Origin of the sequence: Sediminibacillus terrae (genome assembly GCF_009602435.1) — a bacterium.
In the GTDB taxonomy this organism is placed as follows: domain Bacteria; phylum Bacillota; class Bacilli; order Bacillales; family Amphibacillaceae; genus Sediminibacillus; species Sediminibacillus terrae.
Window position 1 is genome coordinate 135,415 of the sequence record NZ_VZDQ01000027.1, and the last position, 19,166, is coordinate 154,580.

Consider the following 19,166-nt stretch of genomic DNA (forward strand, 5'->3'; position numbering starts at 1 on the left):
GCTTGCTCCAGATACGAAGGCAGCAGGCCGTATTTTTCCACCCGTATGTATAAATATTCTTATTTACGAATAAATATCAAACAGCCGCGAGAGGAGTGGAACAATGATCGAAACACCAGGCTATCTTGTGTTGAACACTGGGGACGTGTTGGAAGGGAAATGGCTGGGGACAGAAATTGCCGTTGAAGGTGAATTGGTATTTAACACAGCAATGACAGGCTACCAGGAAGTTATGACAGACCCTTCCTACGCAGGCCAGATTGTCACCATGACGTATCCGCTGATTGGCAACTATGGAGTGAACGATATAGACCATGAAAGCATCAAACCGTCACTGGCGGGGCTGATCATTTCTCATCCATGTCAGACACCCGAACATTATCAGGCAAAGTCCACCGTAAACGAAATGGTGGAACAGTATAAGATACCGGCCTTGTACGGCATCGACACAAGGGCATTGACCAGAATTATCCGTGAACATGGAGAAGTTTATGGCAAAATCACAGCGGAACCTGAAGACCTGCCGGTACATCGGAAAGTGGATCCGGAAATCGTCAAACAGGTTTCCGTTCGCAGTCCGGTCGAAATTCCTGCAAAACCGATGCCTGCCATCACCGGAAAGAAACCCAAACACATTGTTTTGTACGATTACGGTTATAAACATTCCATCACACATACCTTGACGGAGCTTGGCTGCAATGTGACAGTGGTGCCCTATGACACGGATTTGGCGGTCCTGGACAACCTAAAGCCCGACGGAGTCGTGTTGTCCAATGGTCCCGGAGATCCTGAAGACTTGGCTGGATTGGCTCGTATTATCAAGCAAATTACCGACAGTTATCCAACTTTGGGCATTTGTTTAGGGCATCAGCTGGTAGCCCTCGCAAACGGAGGGAAGACAGAACGTCTGCCTTATGGACACCGGGGAAGCAATCACCCGGTGAAGGATTTGCTGACCGGGAAGGTTTTCATCACCTCGCAAAACCACGGTTATGTAGTTGATGAAAACTCTATTAAACTGTCAGACTGGGAAGTATCTCATATCAATGTCAATGATCGATCGGTTGAAGGCCTGGTTCATCGTCATAAGCCCGTCCTGACCGTTCAATTCCATCCAGAAGCCCACCCAGGGCCGATAGATACTTATTCGATTTTTCAGGACTTTTTACAGATGATACCGAGCGAGGGAGAGGTGCAGCATGCCTAAGTTTTCACACATCCATAAAGTTTTGGTCATCGGTTCGGGGCCGATTGTCATCGGCCAGGCTGCAGAGTTTGATTACGCAGGTACCCAAGCTTGCCTGGCCTTAAAAGAGGAAGGAATCGAAGTGGTGCTGGTCAACAACAACCCGGCTACGATCATGACCGATCCTGACATTGCAGATCAGGTATATTTAGAACCGCTGACTAGTTCTTCTTTGACAGCAATTATCGAAAAGGAAAGACCAGATGGCATTTTGCCGACATTGGGCGGACAGACCGGCCTGAATCTGGCAGTAGCTCTATCTGAATCCGGAGCATTGGAAAAATACGAGGTCGAATTGCTGGGGACGCCGCTTGATACCATCCAAAAAGGAGAAGACCGGGAAATTTTCAAATCGATGATGACGGCAATTGATGAACCAGTCCCCGAAAGCATCACGACCAGCTCGGTGGAAGAAGCGGTCCGTTTTGCAAGTACCGCTGGTTACCCGATGATCATCCGACCCGCCTATACGTTGGGTGGAGGAGGCGGTGGGATCGCCAATAATGAAAAAGAGCTTAAGGCGATAGTCCGCAACGGCCTGCATGCGAGTCCGATCGGCCAGGTGCAGGTCGACCAAAGTGTGAAGGGTTGGAAGGAAGTCGAGTATGAGGTGATGCGAGATGCCAATGATACATGCATTATTGTCTGCAATATGGAAAATATCGATCCTGTCGGTGTCCATACCGGCGACAGCATTGTTGTTGCGCCTTCTCAAATGCTCAATGACCGGCAGTATCAGCTGCTTCGTTCCACTTCCTGCAAGGTGATCCGGGAATTAGGGGTGGTCGGAGGATGTAACATCCAGTTTGCTCTCAACCCCGATAGCGACGAGTACGTCATCATCGAGGTGAATCCGAGAGTCAGCCGTTCCAGCGCCCTCGCGTCAAAAGCAACTGGTTACCCGATTGCCCGCATTGCTGCCAAGCTGGCATTGGGCTATCAACTGGATGAAGTGATCAATCCGATTACCGGCCATACTTACGCAAGCTTCGAACCTGCAATCGACTATATTGCCGTGAAAATTCCGCGCTGGCCATTTGATAAATTTGCTGGTGCCGACAGGCTGCTTGGTACGCAGATGAAAGCAACCGGAGAAGTCATGGCACTTGCACGTAACTTTCCTGCTGCCTTGAACAAGGCCGTCCGCTCGCTTGAAATCGGTACGGAGTACTTGAACTGGCCTGCGCATGCCGAGTGGGACGCGGGCGCAATCGAGCAAGCGCTCGTCCAGGCGACGGATGAGCGGATATTTATCATAGCCGAGGCTTTTCGGCGTGGATACTCCATTGATGATATTCATCGACTGACGGAAATCAATAAATATTATTTGAGTGAAATTGCGGGGATGATCCAGACGGAGACCGAGCTTCGCGATAAAAGCTGGCAATCCCTTGGTAAGCAGGAATTGAGCAAACTTAAGTATTACGGATACGCTGATCGACTGTTGGCGGATATCTTTCAGATCAGCCAGCAGGAGGTTCATCAACGCTGCATGGAACTCGGATTGACTCCCGCTTATAAAATGGTCGATACGTGCGCTGCGGAATTTTCGGCAGAGACGCCTTACTTTTATAGTTCATGGAAAGAAAGCGATGAAGTAGAAGCAATCCAGGGAAATAAAAAGGTTGCCGTGCTTGGCTCGGGGCCGATACGGATCGGGCAGGGAGTGGAATTTGATTATTGCTCGGTCCATGCAGCCATGTCTTTACAAGCGCAAGGTATCAAGGCTATCGTGATCAATAACAATCCGGAAACAGTCAGCACCGATTTTAATACAGCAGACCACTTATACTTCGAACCGTTGACGGAGGAAGACGTCCTTCACGTACTGGAAAAAGAAGAGGCGGATGGGGTGCTGGTGCAGTTCGGCGGCCAAACCGCCGTGAACTTGGCAGAGGGACTTAGCAAAGCTGGTATGCCTGTGTGCGGTACCTCCTTGGCTGCTATTGAAGCCGTTGAAGACCGGGATCAATTTTATCGTTTGTTGAAACGGCTGGCGATTCCGCACATTCCAGGGGAAACAGTGATGGACGTGAAGGATGCAGAGGAAATAGCAGAACGAATCGGTTATCCGGTGTTGCTTCGCCCTTCCTACGTGATTGGTGGTCGGGGGATGGTTGTCATACAGGATCAAGAGCAGCTGCTCGACTATATTGACAGTCTGAAACAGCATGCACCTGCTTCGCGAATCTTTCCGCTGCTGATCGATCGCTTTATTTCCGGCTATGAAGTGGAGGTTGATGCGGTTTGTGATGGAGAGGATATTCTGATTCCGGGGATATTTGAACATATCGAAAAAGCGGGCGTCCACTCCGGAGACAGTACAGCTGTGTTCCCTGCTCCAGGTTTGACGGAGGATCAGCGGAATACGATCGAGCGGTACACAAAACAAATTTCAACAGAACTCGATTTAAAAGGAATCATTAACATTCAATTTGTCATCAGCGAAGACAGGCAAGACCTTTACGTGCTGGAGGTAAATCCACGGGCTTCCCGGACTGTTCCGATTGCCAGCAAAGTTACCGGTGTCCCGCTTATCGATTTGGCCACCCGGGTGCAAATGGGAGAATCACTGGCAGAAACGGATTGGAGTACTGGTCTTCATGAGCCGGCCGGCTATTATGCCGTAAAGGTCCCGGTTTTTTCTACCAACAAACTGCCAGGTGTCGATCCGTTTCTTGGACCGGAGATGAAGTCCACCGGGGAAGCAATCGGGCTTGGCTTGACTGTAGAATCGGCAATGGCCAAGGCGTTCGGATGGAAGGAAAACAACCTGTTGGACCTGGAGGGCAATCAACAAATTTATTTATCCCTCGGAAATGACTTCGGTCAATTGCCGGCAGAATTATTCGCCTTGCTGGAGAAATTGCCGGTGGATATCTATGCTGACAAAGCGACGGCTGATTCTCTTGAAAGCAGGGATATTGCTGTTCGTAAGGTTATATCACTTGAGGAGGCTGGAAACAGATGTCTGGACAGTGCATTTGCTTTGGTTTGTGACCTGCTGCAAGGTTCCGGAACAGATGGCCACATGCGACTTAGAGAAGATGCCTTGAAAACCGACACATTATGTATTACTTCAGCGGAAACGTTGACTGCATACTTGAAAGCCTCGACCCAAATCAAAGAACAACCATATGCAATGAATCAATATCTATCCATGAGCGAAGGGTTAAACAAAGCGAAGGAGCGTGTGTGAAGATGGGATTGATGAAAGAGATCAGTATCCAGCAACAATTGGCAGGAAAGGATTTTTTGACGCTTGCCGATTACAGCAAGCCAGAAATCGCTTATTTGCTCGAACTTGCCGCATATCTGAAAAACCAACGCCTCAAAGGTTCAGTGGAGCAGCCGTTACAGGGTAAAACCCTGGGAATGATCTTTGAAAAATCGTCTACCCGTACACGCGTTTCTTTTGAAGCGGGGATTTATCAATTGGGCGGCACAGGATTGTTTCTCAGCTCAGATGATATCCAAATCGGCAGAGGTGAACCGATTTCAGATACAGCTAAGGTACTTTCCGGTTATTTGGATGGCATGATGATTCGGACTTTCTCGCAGCAAGTGGTAGAGGAGTTGGCGGAAAATGCCACCATTCCGGTCATCAATGGGTTGACGGACAGCTACCATCCATGTCAGGTTCTGGCGGACCTGCAAACGATTGAAGAAGTTAAGGGCGGATTATCGGGAGTCAAGCTTGCTTACATCGGTGACGGGAACAATATGGCCCATTCTTTGATGCTGGGTGGGTCTATCATGGGGATGGATATCATTATAGCTGCTCCGGGAGGGTATCAGCCGGAAAAGGCGATCACCAAACACGCCCAGTCGATTGCAGCGTCGAATGGCAGCAAAGTGGAGGTGACCTCCGATGTTGTCGCTGCTGTCGATAAAGCAGACGTAGTTTACACGGATGTGTGGGCCAGTATGGGGCAGGAAAGTGAACAAGCGGTACGGGAGCAGGTATTTCTCGATTTTCAGGTAAACAAAAAATTACTGGAGCTTGCTCATCCGGATGCTATTTTTATGCACTGTCTGCCCGCCCATCGAGGAGAAGAAGTCACGGCAGACGTGATTGATGGAAAAAAATCGGTCGTTTTCCGACAAGCGGAGAACAGACTCCATGCCCAGAAAGCCTTAATGACCGCCCTCATGGGATAAGGGGCCGTTGAAATTGGCTGTACAGGTGCATGATAGATAAGCAGCGACATAACGAGAATGATTCTTCGTCGGCTAAAAATAAGTTTTTGACCAGATGAACAAACAAAGCCATGTGAATAGTGCTGAAAAAGGGGCTTCCCAAATGAATGGGACAGCCCCTTTTCAGTATATCTATAGGTTTTTGTTTGCTTGTAAGGCACTGACGCCGTTACTTTGATCCACTCGTTGATTGACTAAATATTCATCGAGGGCTTGCTGTAAGGTTCCTTTGATTTCCGCCTTGTTTTCGAAAACTAAATCCTGTGCCATCATATTACGGACAGTTTCCGGACGTAACCCTGTAATAACGGGAGTACACCCCATCATGCCTATTCCGTCCAACAGTTTCAAGAAGTTTGTGGCGATATTGGATTCCATTCCCAAAATACCGGACAGATCCATGATCAAGGTACGAATGCGCAGTCTTCCGATTTCCATTAACACCTTTTCCTCGATGGTGGTGACGCGGGAGGCGTCAATTTCTCCAATCAAGGGGAGGATACATACATTTGGCGTAACCGGTATAATCGGGACGGAGAGATTTTCGACCATCTCACGTTGTGATTCGATTAATTCATCTTTATATTTGGAATAACTGATAAAAAATCCATTGAGAAATTCGTCGATCAATGCATTGATTTTGCTCTCTGTGTCATAGAATCGCTCCCGATCCACATCCATTCCGGACAGCAATTCATAATCATGCAAGGCTACCCATAGGGTTCTGCGGATGGCTTGTACCCATTCCAATTTAAATGCCAGCGTCAGGGAGTAGTTCGCCCAGGCTATTCCCTCTTGTTTTGCAAAAGCCACTACTTCATCTTTTTGATCCTCCACGACGTAAAGGACAATTTTGAGCGCGTTCTTCAATAGATTTATATTGCCGATAACACGGATTTCTTCAATCTTGTCCCGGACATTGACAGCTTCATTTAACAGTTTTTGTTCGAATGGTTCTCTGTTTTGGATGAGGAAATCTTTGATGTTCATCCCTTCTTCATAATACCAGTCCATGATTATTCACTATCCTTTCTACGAAAGTAGGAAATATGAGATAAAACGATTGTTTTGTCACTTTTTGCTCAAATAGTGATTAGATTATAACAAAATCTCCATCCGATTAAAATTAATAGGGTGCTTCACAATAGGTATTGGTAAAAATTGTTGTCAATCACCAGCATAAGCTTTATTATAATAAGTGAGTAATCACTCACTAATGGAGGGGATGAAATGGAGATTGTGGAACTGCGACATGTATCGCATTCATTCGGTAAACAGAGTGTCCTGCAGAACATTAGCCTGACCATTCAACGCGGAAGGATTTTTGGATTGCTCGGTCCTTCCGGATCTGGTAAAACGACACTTGTAAAAACGATTGTCGGCACTTTAACGCCTGAAGCAGGAGAAGTAGTAGTGTTGGATACCCGGATGCCATCCCTGCAAACAATGGAATCCATCGGTTATATGGCACAGTCGGATGCTCTTTATCATGAGTTGACAGCAAAGGAAAATCTCGCTTTTTTTGCAGCGATTTACGGTGTGCCCAAAAAACAGGTGGCCGGGCGCATCGATGAAGTTTTAGAAGATGTTGGTTTGCAAGACAGCAAACATAAAATTGTCCAGGGGTTTTCCGGAGGTATGAAGCGGCGTCTATCCTTGGCTGCGGCGTTGATCCATCGCCCTGAACTGTTAATTCTTGATGAACCGACGGTAGGAATCGATCCTTTATTACGCAATAAAATTTGGGATAGGTTTGCCGATCTGAAAAGGCGAGGAACAACCGTTATCGTTACCACTCATGTGATGGATGAAGCAGAACGGTGCGATAAGTTAGGGCTGTTAAGGGGCGGAAATATCATTGCTCACGGATCTCCCCAAGCGTTAAAACGGGATACGGGTACCGACTCGATTGAAAAAGCGTTTCTAAAGTACGGGAGGGAAGAAGCATGAAGATAAAGGCGATTGTAGTCCGGATAATCCGTCAATTTATTCGAGATAAGCGGTCACTTGCGTTGATGATTGTTGCCCCTCTACTAATTTTGACGTTGACCTGGCTGGTGTTGGACCAGGAATCTTATCAACCAAAGCTGGCAGTCGAGGGGGCACCTGCTCCGCTTAAAGCGGCAGTGCAGGACAGTATGCTGGAAATCGTCGAGGTGGAGGATCCCGGCCAAGCGCTTGCCGATTCGGAAATCGACGCCCTCCTCGAAGCAGATGGACAGTATATCCATGTCACGATAGACAACAGCAAACCCAATCAAGCCGAAGCAGTGAAAATGGGTTTGCAGGAGGCTTTGGCATCCCGGTCGGATCGTCAGGTTCCGGATATTTCCGTCGAGTTTTTATACGAGGATAACGCGGAGACGACATTTGATTATACGGGACCGGTCCTGATCGGCTTTTTTGCCTTTTTTTTCGTGTTTTTAGTGGGCGGTATCTCCTTCTTGAGAGAAAGATCACAAGGGACGTTGGAGCGGCTATTCGCCACGCCTTTGAAAGGTTGGGAAATCATCCTTGGTTATATCAGCGGCTTTGGGCTATTCGCAGTGATTCAGTCGTTTATCGTCGCGTTGTATGCCGTTTATGTCTTGGGAGTTCCGCTAAATGGATCCTTATGGCTGGTCATTCTGGTCACCATGCTTCTTTCATTGAGTGCGCTGACACTCGGCATCCTGTTATCCTCTTTTGCCAGAAATGAATTTCAACTTATGCAGTTCATTCCACTCGTGATTGTTCCACAGGCGTTCTTTTCGGGGATGTTCAATCTGGATAACGCTGCTGATTGGGTGGCGTATTTAGAATATTTTATGCCGATTTCTTATGGGGCCGATGCCCTCAAGGAAATCATGATCAAGGGGAACGGACTGGCTGATATACAGGTCGATCTATATGTTGTCCTAGGGTTTTCTCTATTATGTTACCTGTTGAATCTTGGTACACTTAAGGCATACCGAAAATAATGAAAAAGTGAGGATCAGCTTATGCGGGAGTCCTATTTAAGAGAATTGTTGAAAGTGGATGGACAAGAAATCCGATTGACCGAGAAGCAAGCAAACATTCTTGCGGCTGCAATCGAGATTTTTGCCGAAAAAGGGTATGCGGGCACAGCCACAAGTGAAATCGCCAAGCGTGCTGGAGTAGCGGAAGGGACCATTTTTCGGCACTACCCGGCAAAAAAGGATTTGCTATTGGCTATAGTGAAGCCGGGAGTGCTCAAGCTCGCTGTTCCTGTGTTCGCTGACAACATGGTCGAAAATATTTTCAATCGCGAATTTCAAGGCTTTGACGAGCTGTTGAGAACATTCATTTACAATCGATTGGATTTTGCCAGACAAAATGTCGCGATTTTGCGGATAGTGCTCCAGGAGTTTGCCTTTCACCCGGAAATCAAAATGATTATCGAGGAGGCGTTCCTTGAAAAAGTGTACCCGAGGATCAAGCAGACAGTCACTGGGTTCCAGGAAGCGGGACTGCTTAAAGAAATGCCGATTACGACGACGGTCCGTTGTATTGTCTCCCCGATATTGGGGTTCATCGTCACCCGTTTTCTCTTGAATCCTGATGCTGAGTGGGATGAGGCCCAGGAAGTGGAGCATCTCATTGATTTTATTTTGAAAGGCATGGAAGCATGACATAGAAAGGAGGCTCGACAAAAAAGCATTGCGAGTCTCCACTACGGCAAGGTACTTCGCTTTCCGCGGGCGCGGATTCAGCTAACATCGACTTTTGTCTCGAATCGTTACGTTCGGAAAGCTAAGCCGCACTTAAACAGGAGTGCGGCTTTTTAACTTTTATGCTGCTGGCCATCGCACATCCAATTGCCGAAGAATAAAAGGAACTTCTCATCCTGATTTTCCGTCTTCGCCAAAAAAGAGTCTGTCATCGCTGTTTATTGCTTTCCTTTTAAAGAAGTTTGGATATTCTATCAGCCAAAAGAAGAAAACGAATATATTCAGCCGGTCCTGATCGTCCGGAAGCAGAAATTCGCTGTATATTTGGAATTCGTTCTTTTTTGCTTTGGTGGCCATATTTTGTCCGGGTCGGTTTTATCGAATGGACAGTGTGGGAATGTTTGACTGACTGGCCAGCGGGTAGTGATAGGGGTGATTGGTGATTAGGCACGAATTCTTCTGGGAAGACATAACCTTTTAATGAGCTAAATAAAGGTTGGGAAAATCGTAGTTGGCGCTGTCAAGTCCACCTGTTATAATCAAGGTTATGGGAAAAGGGATTCATGGGTCACTTTTAACCATCAACGAAGAGGACAATTAAAGGAATGATTTGATTTGATAAATATCAAACATGTTTATCAGGAAATATCACATATAACAGCTACAGAAAACATTATGCTGGATGAGCTGTTGAAAAACCATACGTACACTCGCCTTGGCGGAAAAGCGGATATCCTTGTCACGCCGGAAACATTTTCTGAAGTTCAGGAACTGGTGAAGCTTTCCAGAAGGGAAAATATCCCGTTCACCCTGCTTGGCAATGGCTCCAATATGATTGTGAAGGACGGTGGAATTCGCGGCATCGTCATGAGTCAAAAACGCTTTCAGGATATCCGGGTAGAGTCTGATACGATATTCGCCCAAAGCGGAGCGGCCATAATCGATGTTTCACGCCGGGCGTTGAACGAGAGGCTGAGCGGGCTGGAGTTTGCCTGCGGAATCCCGGGAACAGTGGGAGGAGCCTTGTTTATGAATGCCGGTGCTTACGGCGGGGAAATCAAAGATGTATTAGAAGAGGCGGTGGTCGTCGATCGGGAGGGGGCATTATTGACCCTTGCTGCAGAAGAGCTGGATTTGGAATACCGGACCAGCAATATTCCAGACAACGGATACATCGTTTTAGAGGCAAAGTTCAAGCTCCAACCAGGCGACTATCAGAATATCAAGGCAGTGATGGACGACCTTACACATAAGCGGGAATCCAAGCAGCCGCTCGAATATCCATCATGCGGCAGTGTTTTTAAACGACCGCCAGGTTATTTTGCCGGCAAGTTGATCCAGGATAGCGAGTTGCAGGGTAAAGGAGTAGGCGGTGCAGAAGTTTCCACCAAGCATGCAGGCTTCATCGTCAATAAAAACAATGCGACTGCAACCGAATATATCTCTGTCATTGAGCTGGTACAAAAGACAGTCAAGGATAAGTTCGGTGTTTTCCTGGAAAGAGAAGTCAAAATCATCGGAGAAGATGCCGATGCGGAAACGGTTAAAGCAGTAAAGCAAAATTGACAAAAGAAATGGCTGGCACAGAAGCATATTGGACAAAGCAAAACCGAACGATGATTCGAATATCTAAGCATTCGAACCCGTTCGGTTTTCTTTTTTGGTTTTTTTTGGATAAGGCTAGTTAGATGCATTTTTCACAAAATAATGCTATGATGTCCTTAATTAAATACGAAATTCCTTTGGGGCAGGGTGTAAATCCCGACCGGCGGTGATGGACAAGTTCATGTCCTCAGTCCGTGACCCGTTTGCGAAAGCAACGGTGGATTTGGTGAAATTCCAAAGCCGACAGTTAAAGTCTGGATGGGAAAAGGAACAGGACGTTTGTGACGTTGATTCGAGTACGGGAAAACGCGGGGCATTTTATGCCGCTGCTTTCTTTGCCGTATTCAGGAAGCACCGTCTCAACTTAACTTTACCTATTTTAAAAGCCCCGGCATCTACCGGGGCTTTTTTGTGTTTTGAATGAAATATCGAAACTCCGTGCTCCGGGAAACGAGAGGATGAAGGATTTGGCATCAAAAGAAACCTATATGGATACAGCGTTGGCGTTGGCAGAAGTGACCATTGGACAAACAAGTCCGAACCCTTCTGTCGGTGCGGTCGTCGTGAAAGATGGCAAAGTGATCGGAATGGGCAGCCACTTGGAGGCAGGGAGTGCACATGCAGAAGTGCATGCGTTGAGACAAGCGGGAGAAGCGGCGGCAGGTGCAGTGATGTATGTCACCTTGGAACCGTGCTCCCATCATGGTAAAACTCCGCCGTGTGCCGATTTGATTGTGGAACATCAATTAGCGAAAGTCTACATTGCCTGTCTGGATCCCAATCCCGAAGTGGCGGGCCGTGGTGTGGAAAGGTTGCGTCAGGCAGGAATCGAGGTCGAAGTGGGCTTGAGACAGGAAAAGGCGTTGGAGCTCAATCGCCGGTTTTTTAAACAAATCAGAGAAAAGTCACCCTTTGTTACATTGAAAGCGGCCATGACTTTGGACGGCAAAACGGCAGCCAGTACTGGTGACAGTCGCTGGGTCACATCGGCAGCTGCAAGAGAGGATGTTCATCGGCAGCGTGACCTCCATGACGCTGTCCTGGTCGGTATAGGGACCGTAGTGGCGGACGATCCACGGCTGACTGTCAGACTTCCGGAAGGCGGCAAGCAGCCGATTCGGATAGTGCTGGACAGCGATTTGAGTATTCCTGCCGGCAGCCACCTGCTGACTAGTCCCGAAGCGCCAACGTGGTTGATTTGTGGATCCTCAGCCGATACGGAACAATCCAAGCTGATAAAACCGCATGTGAAAGTATTCCAAATCGGTACAAAGAAAGTAGAGCTGGACTCCGTGTTGAAACTGCTGGGAGATGAGGGTGTGCAGTCTGTCTATGTAGAAGGCGGAAGTACCGTTCATGGCTCTTTTATCGAAACAGGTTTGTTTGATGAGTGCCATTGGTATATTGCTCCGCTCCTTCTTGGTGGGAGTGATGCCATTCCAGTGGTGGGTGGTGTTTCGCCGGAACGGATGGGGCTAGCAAAACAGCTGGACATTAAATCGGTCGAAAAAATTGGCGGCGATCTTAAAGTCATTGCCATACCAAAAAAGGAGGCGGAGTGATTGTTTACTGGTATTGTCGAAGAAAAGGGAAAAGTAACATCCATCCATCGCAAGCAGGACTCGTTGACGATGAACATAGCGGCTGAAACGGTGACAAGCGATGTGAGAATAGGCGACAGTATTTCGGTGAATGGTGTTTGTCTGACCGTCACGTCTTTTCAAGAGACTGATTTTACGGTAGACATCATTCCCGAAACATTCCGTACCTCCTCGCTGTCCGGGGTCACTCCCGGAACTCGTGTTAATCTGGAACGGGCCATGCGTGCTCAGGATCGATTCGGGGGGCATTTTGTCTCCGGGCATGTAGATGCTGTAGGTATCATCACCCATAAGTGGAAGGAAGCAAATGCAGTTTATATAACCATCGAAGTCCCGCCAGAGGGAATTCCGTATCTATCGGAAAAGGGGTCAGTCGCAGTGGACGGCACTTCCTTGACCGTGTTTGCCGTCCATCCATCGGCTTTTACGATCTCGTTGATTCCCGAAACACAGCGGGCAACCATTCTCGCTGACAAGCAGACAGGAGAAACCGTCAACCTGGAATATGATGTGCTGGCAAAATACATCGATCGTCTACTGACGGCAAAATACCAGCCTGCAGAAGGGAAGACTGGGAAAATAACCACAGAAAAATTACAGCAATTTGGCTTTTTAGATTAGGAGGACTAGTTATGTTCCAAACGATAGACCAGGCAATACAAGACTTGCGGGCTGGAAAAATGGTCATTGTCGTGGACGACGAAGACCGGGAAAACGAAGGGGATTTGGTTGTGCTTGCAGAGCATGCCACTCCTGAATCGATCAACTTCATGGCCAAGGAAGGCAGGGGACTTATATGTGCTCCGATGGACAAAAAGCTGGCCGACAAACTCCGCCTGCCAGCCATGGTGGAAGAAAACAGCGACACTTATGGAACGGCATTTACCATCAGTGTCGACCATGAGGAAACCGATACAGGGATCAGTGCTTACGACCGGGCACTGACCATCCAAAAATTGATTGAGGACAAGACAGAAGCTGCTGCTTTTAAGCGACCTGGCCATGTGTTTCCGTTAGTCGCCAAACGGGCTGGCGTCCTGGAGCGGACGGGTCATACGGAAGCTGCCGTCGACTTGGCGAAACTTGCCGGATCTAAGCCTGCAGGAGTGATTTGTGAAATCATGAACGGCGACGGCACCATGGCGAGGCTGCCGGAGTTGGAAAAAATGGCAGAACGGTATGACTTGTCGCTTATCACCATTCAAGATTTGGTTGCCTACCGAAAAGTGAATGATGTTCTGATCAATAAAGAAATAACCATCGATCTGCCGACTGCCTATGGGGATTTCCGTCTGACTGCTTACACGGAAAAATTCACAGGCAAGGAGCACCTCGCCCTTTTCAAGGGTGAGATAAGCCCGGAGAATCCTGTCCTCGTGCGGATTCACTCAGAATGTTTGACTGGAGATGTTTTTGGTTCCCACCGCTGTGATTGCGGACCGCAGCTCGAGCAGGCTCTCCAAGAGATCGAGGCAGCTGGAACTGGCGTGCTGATATACATGCGTCAGGAAGGCAGAGGAATTGGCTTGCTGAATAAACTGAAGGCTTACAAGCTGCAGGAACAGGGTTTCGATACCGTCGAAGCAAACCACCAGCTGGGTTTTCCGGCAGACTTGCGGGACTATGCAGTGAGCGCCCAAATGTTAAAGGACCTTGGTGTCCGGAAGCTGCAGTTATTGACCAATAACCCGCGGAAAATTTCCGGGTTGAGTGATTATGGGTTGGAAGTGACGGAAAGAAAAGCAATCCAAATACCGGCAAATAAAAGCAATGAAAGATACTTGCAAACGAAAAAAGCAAAGCTCGACCATTTATTTGATTTTCCCGGCAGCAACTGATTTTAAGGAGGATGATAAAAATGACAAATGTTTACGAAGGAAACCTGGTAGGTACGGATTTAAAGATCGGAGTCGTGGTTGGAAGGTTCAACGAGTTCATCACCAACAAGTTATTAAGCGGTGCACAGGATGCATTGAGGCGACATGGAGTTTCGGAAGACGATGTATCGGTTGCATGGGTTCCTGGCGCGTTCGAAATACCGTTGGTTACGAAAAAAATGGCTGCTTCCAAAAAGTATGATGCGGTGATTGCCTTAGGGACGGTCATCAGGGGATCGACTCCTCATTTTGATTATGTAAGCAGCGAAGTTTCAAAAGGAGTGGCCAGTGTATCCATGCAGGAGGATTTGCCGGTGATATTTGGTGTGCTGACCACGGATACCATCGAACAAGCAATCGAAAGAGCTGGGACAAAAGCAGGCAATAAAGGAGCAGAAGCAGCCGTTTCAGCAATAGAAATGGCCAACCTGTTGAAAAATCTGGCTTGAAAGACTATATGCGAAGAAAACCGGGCAGCCCTGACTTGAGTGGTTGCGCGGTTTTTTTGAACAGGGTCTGGCGAGTGTTTGCCACAGAGAGGGTGGACGCTGAAGCTGGAAAAGACTGTTCCTGCCAGTAAATATCCCGCCCCTCGCTGGATGTTTGCTAAGAATGTAAAATACTGATTTTCCTATTCTCCAAACGATGCTTGCCTGTTATGGTACGATAATCGTAATAGGAGGGATACGGTGATTACGTATGAAATCTTGGAAAATAATTTAGGCAGTATAAAGCCTATGGATGAACAGTTCATTTGCGATGAAATCGAAGAACTGATCGAGCGTTTTGCCTTGACTATCACCCAAAGAACCACCTTAAGTACAAAAAATGGCTGTTACCATTGGCACACAAAAAAAGAAAGACAAAAAGGGGTACTCGAGATCACCTACTGGCCAAAACACGGAAGGCTTTGGCTGGAAATAGCGGATAACCGTAAGGCGGAATGGAATATCGAGCTAATTGCCGAGCTTGCCGAAGAGCTCGCTGAAAGATATGGCGGCCAAGTAGGGTAAAAGTGTTTCAGCAAACACGGAAGAATTGACAGCTAGAAGGAATCCAGATAAAATGGAAACTGCAAAAACTGAATGAGTTTCCGTGATTTATTCAATTCACGGGGACGATCTAGAAGGGGTCATAGCGTGAAGGAAAGAATTATCAAGCAGGTCGTCGAGGAAATACAGCAAAGCGGTATGCGTTTTACGGTAGATGATATCACCAACCAACTAGGAATTAGTAAAAAAACGGTTTATGAGCATTTTTCCTCGAAAGAAGAAATTATCGAAACCATCGTGGATAATATTTTAGAAGAGACAGACCAGAAGACCAATCAATTGATGGCTGATGATTCTATTTCTTTTATCGACAAAATCAAACAATTGATGCAAGTACTCCCGGAATATCACCAAATCTATGATCGCCCGATATTGGATGAAATGAAAAGGTATTATCCCGATCAATGGGTGAAGATGGAAGATGCGCTCGAAGAAGATTGGGATGATTTGCAGAAATTGATCGAACAGGGCATGGAAACGGGAGAAATTGTTTCAAACTACTCGATTCCCGTCATCATGAAGGTGCTGATCGAGGCAATCAATACAACGTTGGACCAGCACTTTTTCAATAAAAACAACATTACAGTGGCGGAAGCTTTGTCCCAAATAGTCGACATCCTGCTGTATGGATTGGTACCAGAGAATAAAAGATGAGACGCTTTTATTCTTTGATTTTTGTATAAATAAACGATAAAAACGTTTATAGTTTATTGGTTTTTTGGCTGGCGATGCGGGAAAGAAAAAAAGACGAAAACGGAAACAGGGAGGTATTCAAGATGGCATATTTACTATTGGCAGGAGCCATTATAAGTGAAATTGTCGGAAGTTCCATGCTGAAGATGTCTGCTGGGTTCACAAAATTGATTCCAGGTGCCATGGCGATTATAAGTTATGGTGCATCGTTCTATTTTCTGGCGTTGGCGTTGAAAGAGCTGCCAATGGGGCTCACGTATGCGTTGTGGGCTGGTATCGGCACCGTGATGACCGTGATGATTGGCATTGTTTTTTGGAAGGAACAGTTTTCTGTTCAAACGATGGTTGGAGTCGCCGCAATCGTGATTGGTGTCGTTGTCCTGAATATGCCGCAAGGAGCCTGATAAGGGGACTGTCCCCGAAAAGGAAGTTAGCATGGACAACTTGACAAGGAGCCGGTTAATTCATATAGTATTTATACATTTGAATTTACGAATAAGCGATGACAAGAATCAGTACTGGAACAAGCGGTAGCGCAGAGAGGGAATGGTTGGTGAGAATTCCTGTACAGCTGTCCGGGAACCTGCCTTGGAGCTCGGTATCGATAAGATGCAAGCGGAGATATCCGTTATCAAAAAAAGAGTGCGCAGGAAACTGCGAACAAGGGTGGTACCACCAGACCTCGGTCCCTTTTTCAGGGATCGGGGTTTTTTGTTTTTTGCTGCATGAATTGAAAAATAGAAAAAGAAAAGGTGGTTGAACATGGCCAAAAAAAATAAGCAATTTGTCGAAAAAGTCACCGCAATGGAAGACGATTTTGCCCAATGGTACACAGACGTCGTTAAACAGGCTGATTTGGTAGACTATGGTCCGGTAAGAGGCTCGATGATCATTCGGCCGGATGGTTATGCGATTTGGGAAAACATCCGGGATATACTCGATGCAAAAATCAAAGAAACCGGACATGAAAACATGTACTTTCCATTGTTCATTCCGGAAAGTATGCTGCAAAAAGAAAAAGACCATATCGAGGGATTTGCTCCGGAAGTTGCCTGGGTGACACATGGCGGTGATGAAGAGTTACAAGAACGGCTGGTTGTCCGTCCGACCTCTGAGGTGCTTTTTGCTGAACATTATGCAAAAATCATCCACTCCTACCGCGATTTACCAAAGCTGTACAATCAGTGGAGCAACGTCGTCCGCTGGGAAAAAACGACCAGGCCGTTCCTTCGCTCACTTGAGTTCCTGTGGCAGGAAGGTCACACATGTCATGCATCCGATGAAGATGCAGCCAGGGAAACACGACAAATGCTTGATGTGTATGCAAGTGTCTTCGAGGATTACATGGCGATTCCGGTTCTAAAAGGAAAGAAAACAGAGAAAGAGAAGTTTGCTGGGGCTGCCTATACCTTGACGATCGAAAGTTTGATGCATGATGGGAAGGCACTGCAGGCAGGAACGTCCCACCATTTGGGGACCGGGTTTGCCGAAGCCTTCGATATCCGCTTTACCGATGAAGACGGTGAATTGCAGCCCGTTCATCAAACGTCCTGGGGGTTCACCACAAGATCGATCGGAGCAATGATCATGGTTCATGGGGATAACCGTGGCCTGGTAGTCCCTCCGAAAATCGCCGCCAAGCAAGTGATGATCGTGCCGATCGCCCAGCATAAAGAAGGAGTCCTCGACAAGGCATATCAATTGAAAGAACAGCTTGGAAGCATCGCCAGGGTCGATATCGATGCGAGTGATAAAATGCCTGGTTGGAAATTCAATGAGTATGAAATGAAGGGGGTACCGATCCGATTGGAGATCGGGCCGAAGGATATGGAAAAAGGGCAAGCTGTACTGGTGCGCAGAGATACTGGTGAGAAACAGTTCACACCGATTGCTGAACTGGAAACGGCCATTCCGGAGTTGTTGGAGGATATCCAGCGAAGCTTGTTCGAAAAAGCCAAGCAGCACCGCGAGGCTAAAACCACTGTGGCGAGAAACATGGAAGAGTTCAAACAGAATTTAGAACAAAATCCCGGTTTTATCAAGGCGATGTGGTGTGGAAGTCGGCAGTGTGAGGATCAAATAAAAGAAGAAACCACCGCGACATCCCGCTGTATCCCTTTTGAACAGGAGATAGTCGCCGATACTTGTGTCTGCTGTCAAGAGCCAGCAAAAGAACTAGTCTACTGGGCTAAAGCATACTGACGATCCCTGAAAAAGGTTTGTCCTCCTCCCTATGCAGGGAATAGTATAAAAACACTTTAACATAGTGGAGGTTGGTAGCATGGACAAGTCAGAACGCGAGCTTGGCAGTCTGCTCCCCGATCAAAAAGATGAAATCAAGTTCAAAGAGTCTAAGGAAAAACAGGACAAACGTGATACTTTTGCTGAACCGCAGGAGGATTTCCCGATTGATCAGGTGGAAAAAGATGAAAAAGCAGACAGAAAGAAAAGAACCTCTTATAAAGATATCGAAACCGACGAAGAAAAGGCAAAAGACGAATAACTAAAAGCTGCGGCTTCTCCTATCGGGGAGAGGCCGCAGCTTTTTATGAATCCAGAAGTTGTCGGATGTCCGCTTCTATGCTTTCTGGTTTGGTCGACGGGGCATATCGTTTAACGACATGACCGTCCTTATCGACTAAAAACTTGGTGAAGTTCCACTTAATCTGTCCGGAAAGGATGCCAGGCGCTTGCTTGCTTAAATAAGCAAAGAGCGGATGGGCGTCTTTTCCTTTTACATCTACTTTACTGAACAGCGGAAAGGTGACCCCATAATTTACTTGGCAGAAATCCTGGATGGTTTCTTCTGAACCAGGCTCCTGGTTCATAAATTGATTGCTGGGAAAACCCAATACAACCAAACCTTTCTCCCGATAAGCATCATATAACTGCTGCAGACCTGCATACTGGGGAGTGAAGCCGCACTTGCTGGCGGTGTTGACTATCAGCATCGCCTGTCCTTCGTACTCCTTCAGGGAGATGTCCTCCCCCGAAATGGTTGTGGCGGAAAAGTCATAAACATTCATCTAAAATCCCCTCCTTTATTGCAGGATAGCATAAACCACCCCTTTCCTGATAAGGAAAGCACCAATATATACAAAAGACGACCGTAATGGGAGGTCACTGAAACAGTCCTTTTAATCTAAAGTCGCTGACAACGCTTGTTGTTGATCCAGCGTATCGCTTGGCGGTGGATGCTTGCCGCAGGCGTCACCACCGCT

The 19,166-nt window shown here is 47.1% G+C and carries 18 protein-coding genes, 1 riboswitch and 1 other annotated feature; of the genes, 16 read left to right on the forward strand and 2 right to left on the reverse strand.

Annotated elements, in window-relative coordinates:
* The first annotated feature begins 103 nt into the window (after nucleotides 1-103).
* The 3 genes from F6X55_RS17570 to argF are packed head-to-tail and all read left to right on the forward strand — an operon-like array spanning nucleotide 104 to nucleotide 5,407.
* Complete coding sequence (locus F6X55_RS17570) at nucleotides 104-1,207, forward strand: carbamoyl phosphate synthase small subunit (protein ID WP_026770926.1); 1,104 nt, start codon at nucleotides 104-106, stop codon at nucleotides 1,205-1,207.
* The gene (gene carB, locus F6X55_RS17575) at nucleotides 1,200-4,445 is read left to right on the forward strand and encodes a carbamoyl-phosphate synthase (glutamine-hydrolyzing) large subunit (protein WP_153465009.1); all 3,246 of its coding nucleotides are present in this window, start codon (nucleotides 1,200-1,202) and stop codon (nucleotides 4,443-4,445) included. The genes F6X55_RS17570 and carB overlap by 8 nt, the downstream gene beginning before the upstream one ends.
* A 2-nt stretch (nucleotides 4,446-4,447) precedes the next feature.
* Nucleotides 4,448-5,407 carry an ornithine carbamoyltransferase gene (gene argF, locus F6X55_RS17580; protein WP_153465011.1) on the forward strand — a complete coding sequence of 320 codons (960 nt, stop codon included), beginning with the start codon at nucleotides 4,448-4,450 and terminating at the stop codon, nucleotides 5,405-5,407.
* A 171-nt stretch (nucleotides 5,408-5,578) separates the two neighbouring features.
* On the opposite strand, the gene F6X55_RS17585 is transcribed toward argF, so the two are convergent.
* Nucleotides 5,579-6,460: an STAS domain-containing protein gene (locus F6X55_RS17585; RefSeq protein WP_037328928.1), complete on the reverse strand. Its 882-nt coding sequence runs from the start codon at nucleotides 6,458-6,460 to the stop codon at nucleotides 5,579-5,581.
* A 216-nt stretch (nucleotides 6,461-6,676) separates the two neighbouring features.
* Here F6X55_RS17585 and F6X55_RS17590 point away from each other — a divergent pair, with 216 nt between their 5' ends.
* The 13 genes from F6X55_RS17590 (at nucleotide 6,677) to F6X55_RS17650 (ending at nucleotide 18,448) form a co-directional block, all read left to right on the forward strand.
* A complete protein-coding gene (locus F6X55_RS17590) occupies nucleotides 6,677-7,396 on the forward strand; it encodes an ABC transporter ATP-binding protein (RefSeq protein WP_026770923.1) in 720 nt (239 codons plus the stop codon).
* Nucleotides 7,393-8,406 (forward strand): ABC transporter permease, encoded by a 1,014-nt coding sequence (locus tag F6X55_RS17595; RefSeq protein WP_153465013.1) that lies wholly within the window; start codon nucleotides 7,393-7,395, stop codon nucleotides 8,404-8,406. Before F6X55_RS17590 ends, F6X55_RS17595 begins: the two co-directional genes overlap by 4 nt.
* A 21-nt stretch (nucleotides 8,407-8,427) precedes the next feature.
* Nucleotides 8,428-9,078: a TetR/AcrR family transcriptional regulator gene (locus F6X55_RS17600; protein ID WP_026571421.1), complete on the forward strand. Its 651-nt coding sequence runs from the start codon at nucleotides 8,428-8,430 to the stop codon at nucleotides 9,076-9,078.
* Nucleotides 9,079-9,732: 654 nt separating this feature from the next.
* On the forward strand, nucleotides 9,733-10,683 hold the full coding sequence (murB, locus tag F6X55_RS17605) for a UDP-N-acetylmuramate dehydrogenase (RefSeq protein ID WP_026770920.1): 951 nt from the start codon (nucleotides 9,733-9,735) through the stop codon (nucleotides 10,681-10,683).
* A 168-nt stretch (nucleotides 10,684-10,851) separates the two neighbouring features.
* Nucleotides 10,852-10,996, forward strand: a riboswitch (FMN riboswitch).
* Nucleotides 10,997-11,189: 193 nt separating this feature from the next.
* On the forward strand, nucleotides 11,190-12,284 hold the full coding sequence (ribD, locus tag F6X55_RS17610) for a bifunctional diaminohydroxyphosphoribosylaminopyrimidine deaminase/5-amino-6-(5-phosphoribosylamino)uracil reductase RibD (protein WP_153465214.1): 1,095 nt from the start codon (nucleotides 11,190-11,192) through the stop codon (nucleotides 12,282-12,284).
* The gene (locus F6X55_RS17615; protein ID WP_026571415.1) at nucleotides 12,285-12,944 is read left to right on the forward strand and encodes a riboflavin synthase; all 660 of its coding nucleotides are present in this window, start codon (nucleotides 12,285-12,287) and stop codon (nucleotides 12,942-12,944) included. It abuts the gene before it with no gap.
* Between the two features lie 11 nt (nucleotides 12,945-12,955).
* A complete protein-coding gene (locus F6X55_RS17620; protein WP_153465016.1) occupies nucleotides 12,956-14,161 on the forward strand; it encodes a bifunctional 3,4-dihydroxy-2-butanone-4-phosphate synthase/GTP cyclohydrolase II in 1,206 nt (401 codons plus the stop codon).
* A gap of 20 nt (nucleotides 14,162-14,181) precedes the next feature.
* Nucleotides 14,182-14,649: a 6,7-dimethyl-8-ribityllumazine synthase gene (ribH, locus tag F6X55_RS17625; protein ID WP_153465018.1), complete on the forward strand. Its 468-nt coding sequence runs from the start codon at nucleotides 14,182-14,184 to the stop codon at nucleotides 14,647-14,649.
* Between the two features lie 240 nt (nucleotides 14,650-14,889).
* On the forward strand, nucleotides 14,890-15,213 hold the full coding sequence (locus tag F6X55_RS17630) for a hypothetical protein (protein ID WP_153465020.1): 324 nt from the start codon (nucleotides 14,890-14,892) through the stop codon (nucleotides 15,211-15,213).
* A 126-nt stretch (nucleotides 15,214-15,339) separates the two neighbouring features.
* The gene (locus F6X55_RS17635) at nucleotides 15,340-15,906 is read left to right on the forward strand and encodes a TetR/AcrR family transcriptional regulator (protein WP_026571411.1); all 567 of its coding nucleotides are present in this window, start codon (nucleotides 15,340-15,342) and stop codon (nucleotides 15,904-15,906) included.
* Nucleotides 15,907-16,028: 122 nt separating this feature from the next.
* On the forward strand, nucleotides 16,029-16,349 hold the full coding sequence (locus F6X55_RS17640; protein ID WP_026571410.1) for a DMT family transporter: 321 nt from the start codon (nucleotides 16,029-16,031) through the stop codon (nucleotides 16,347-16,349).
* An 89-nt stretch (nucleotides 16,350-16,438) separates the two neighbouring features.
* Nucleotides 16,439-16,639: a binding site (T-box leader), on the forward strand.
* A gap of 68 nt (nucleotides 16,640-16,707) precedes the next feature.
* On the forward strand, nucleotides 16,708-18,147 hold the full coding sequence (gene proS / locus F6X55_RS17645; protein WP_153465023.1) for a proline--tRNA ligase: 1,440 nt from the start codon (nucleotides 16,708-16,710) through the stop codon (nucleotides 18,145-18,147).
* Nucleotides 18,148-18,226: 79 nt separating this feature from the next.
* Nucleotides 18,227-18,448, forward strand: coding sequence for a hypothetical protein (locus tag F6X55_RS17650; protein WP_153465025.1), 222 nt, complete (start codon nucleotides 18,227-18,229; stop codon nucleotides 18,446-18,448).
* A gap of 43 nt (nucleotides 18,449-18,491) precedes the next feature.
* Here F6X55_RS17650 and F6X55_RS17655 read toward each other — a convergent pair whose 3' ends face one another.
* Nucleotides 18,492-18,971, reverse strand: a complete 480-nt coding sequence (locus F6X55_RS17655) for a glutathione peroxidase (RefSeq protein ID WP_026571407.1) — start codon at nucleotides 18,969-18,971, stop codon at nucleotides 18,492-18,494.
* Nucleotides 18,972-19,166: the final 195 nt, after the last annotated feature.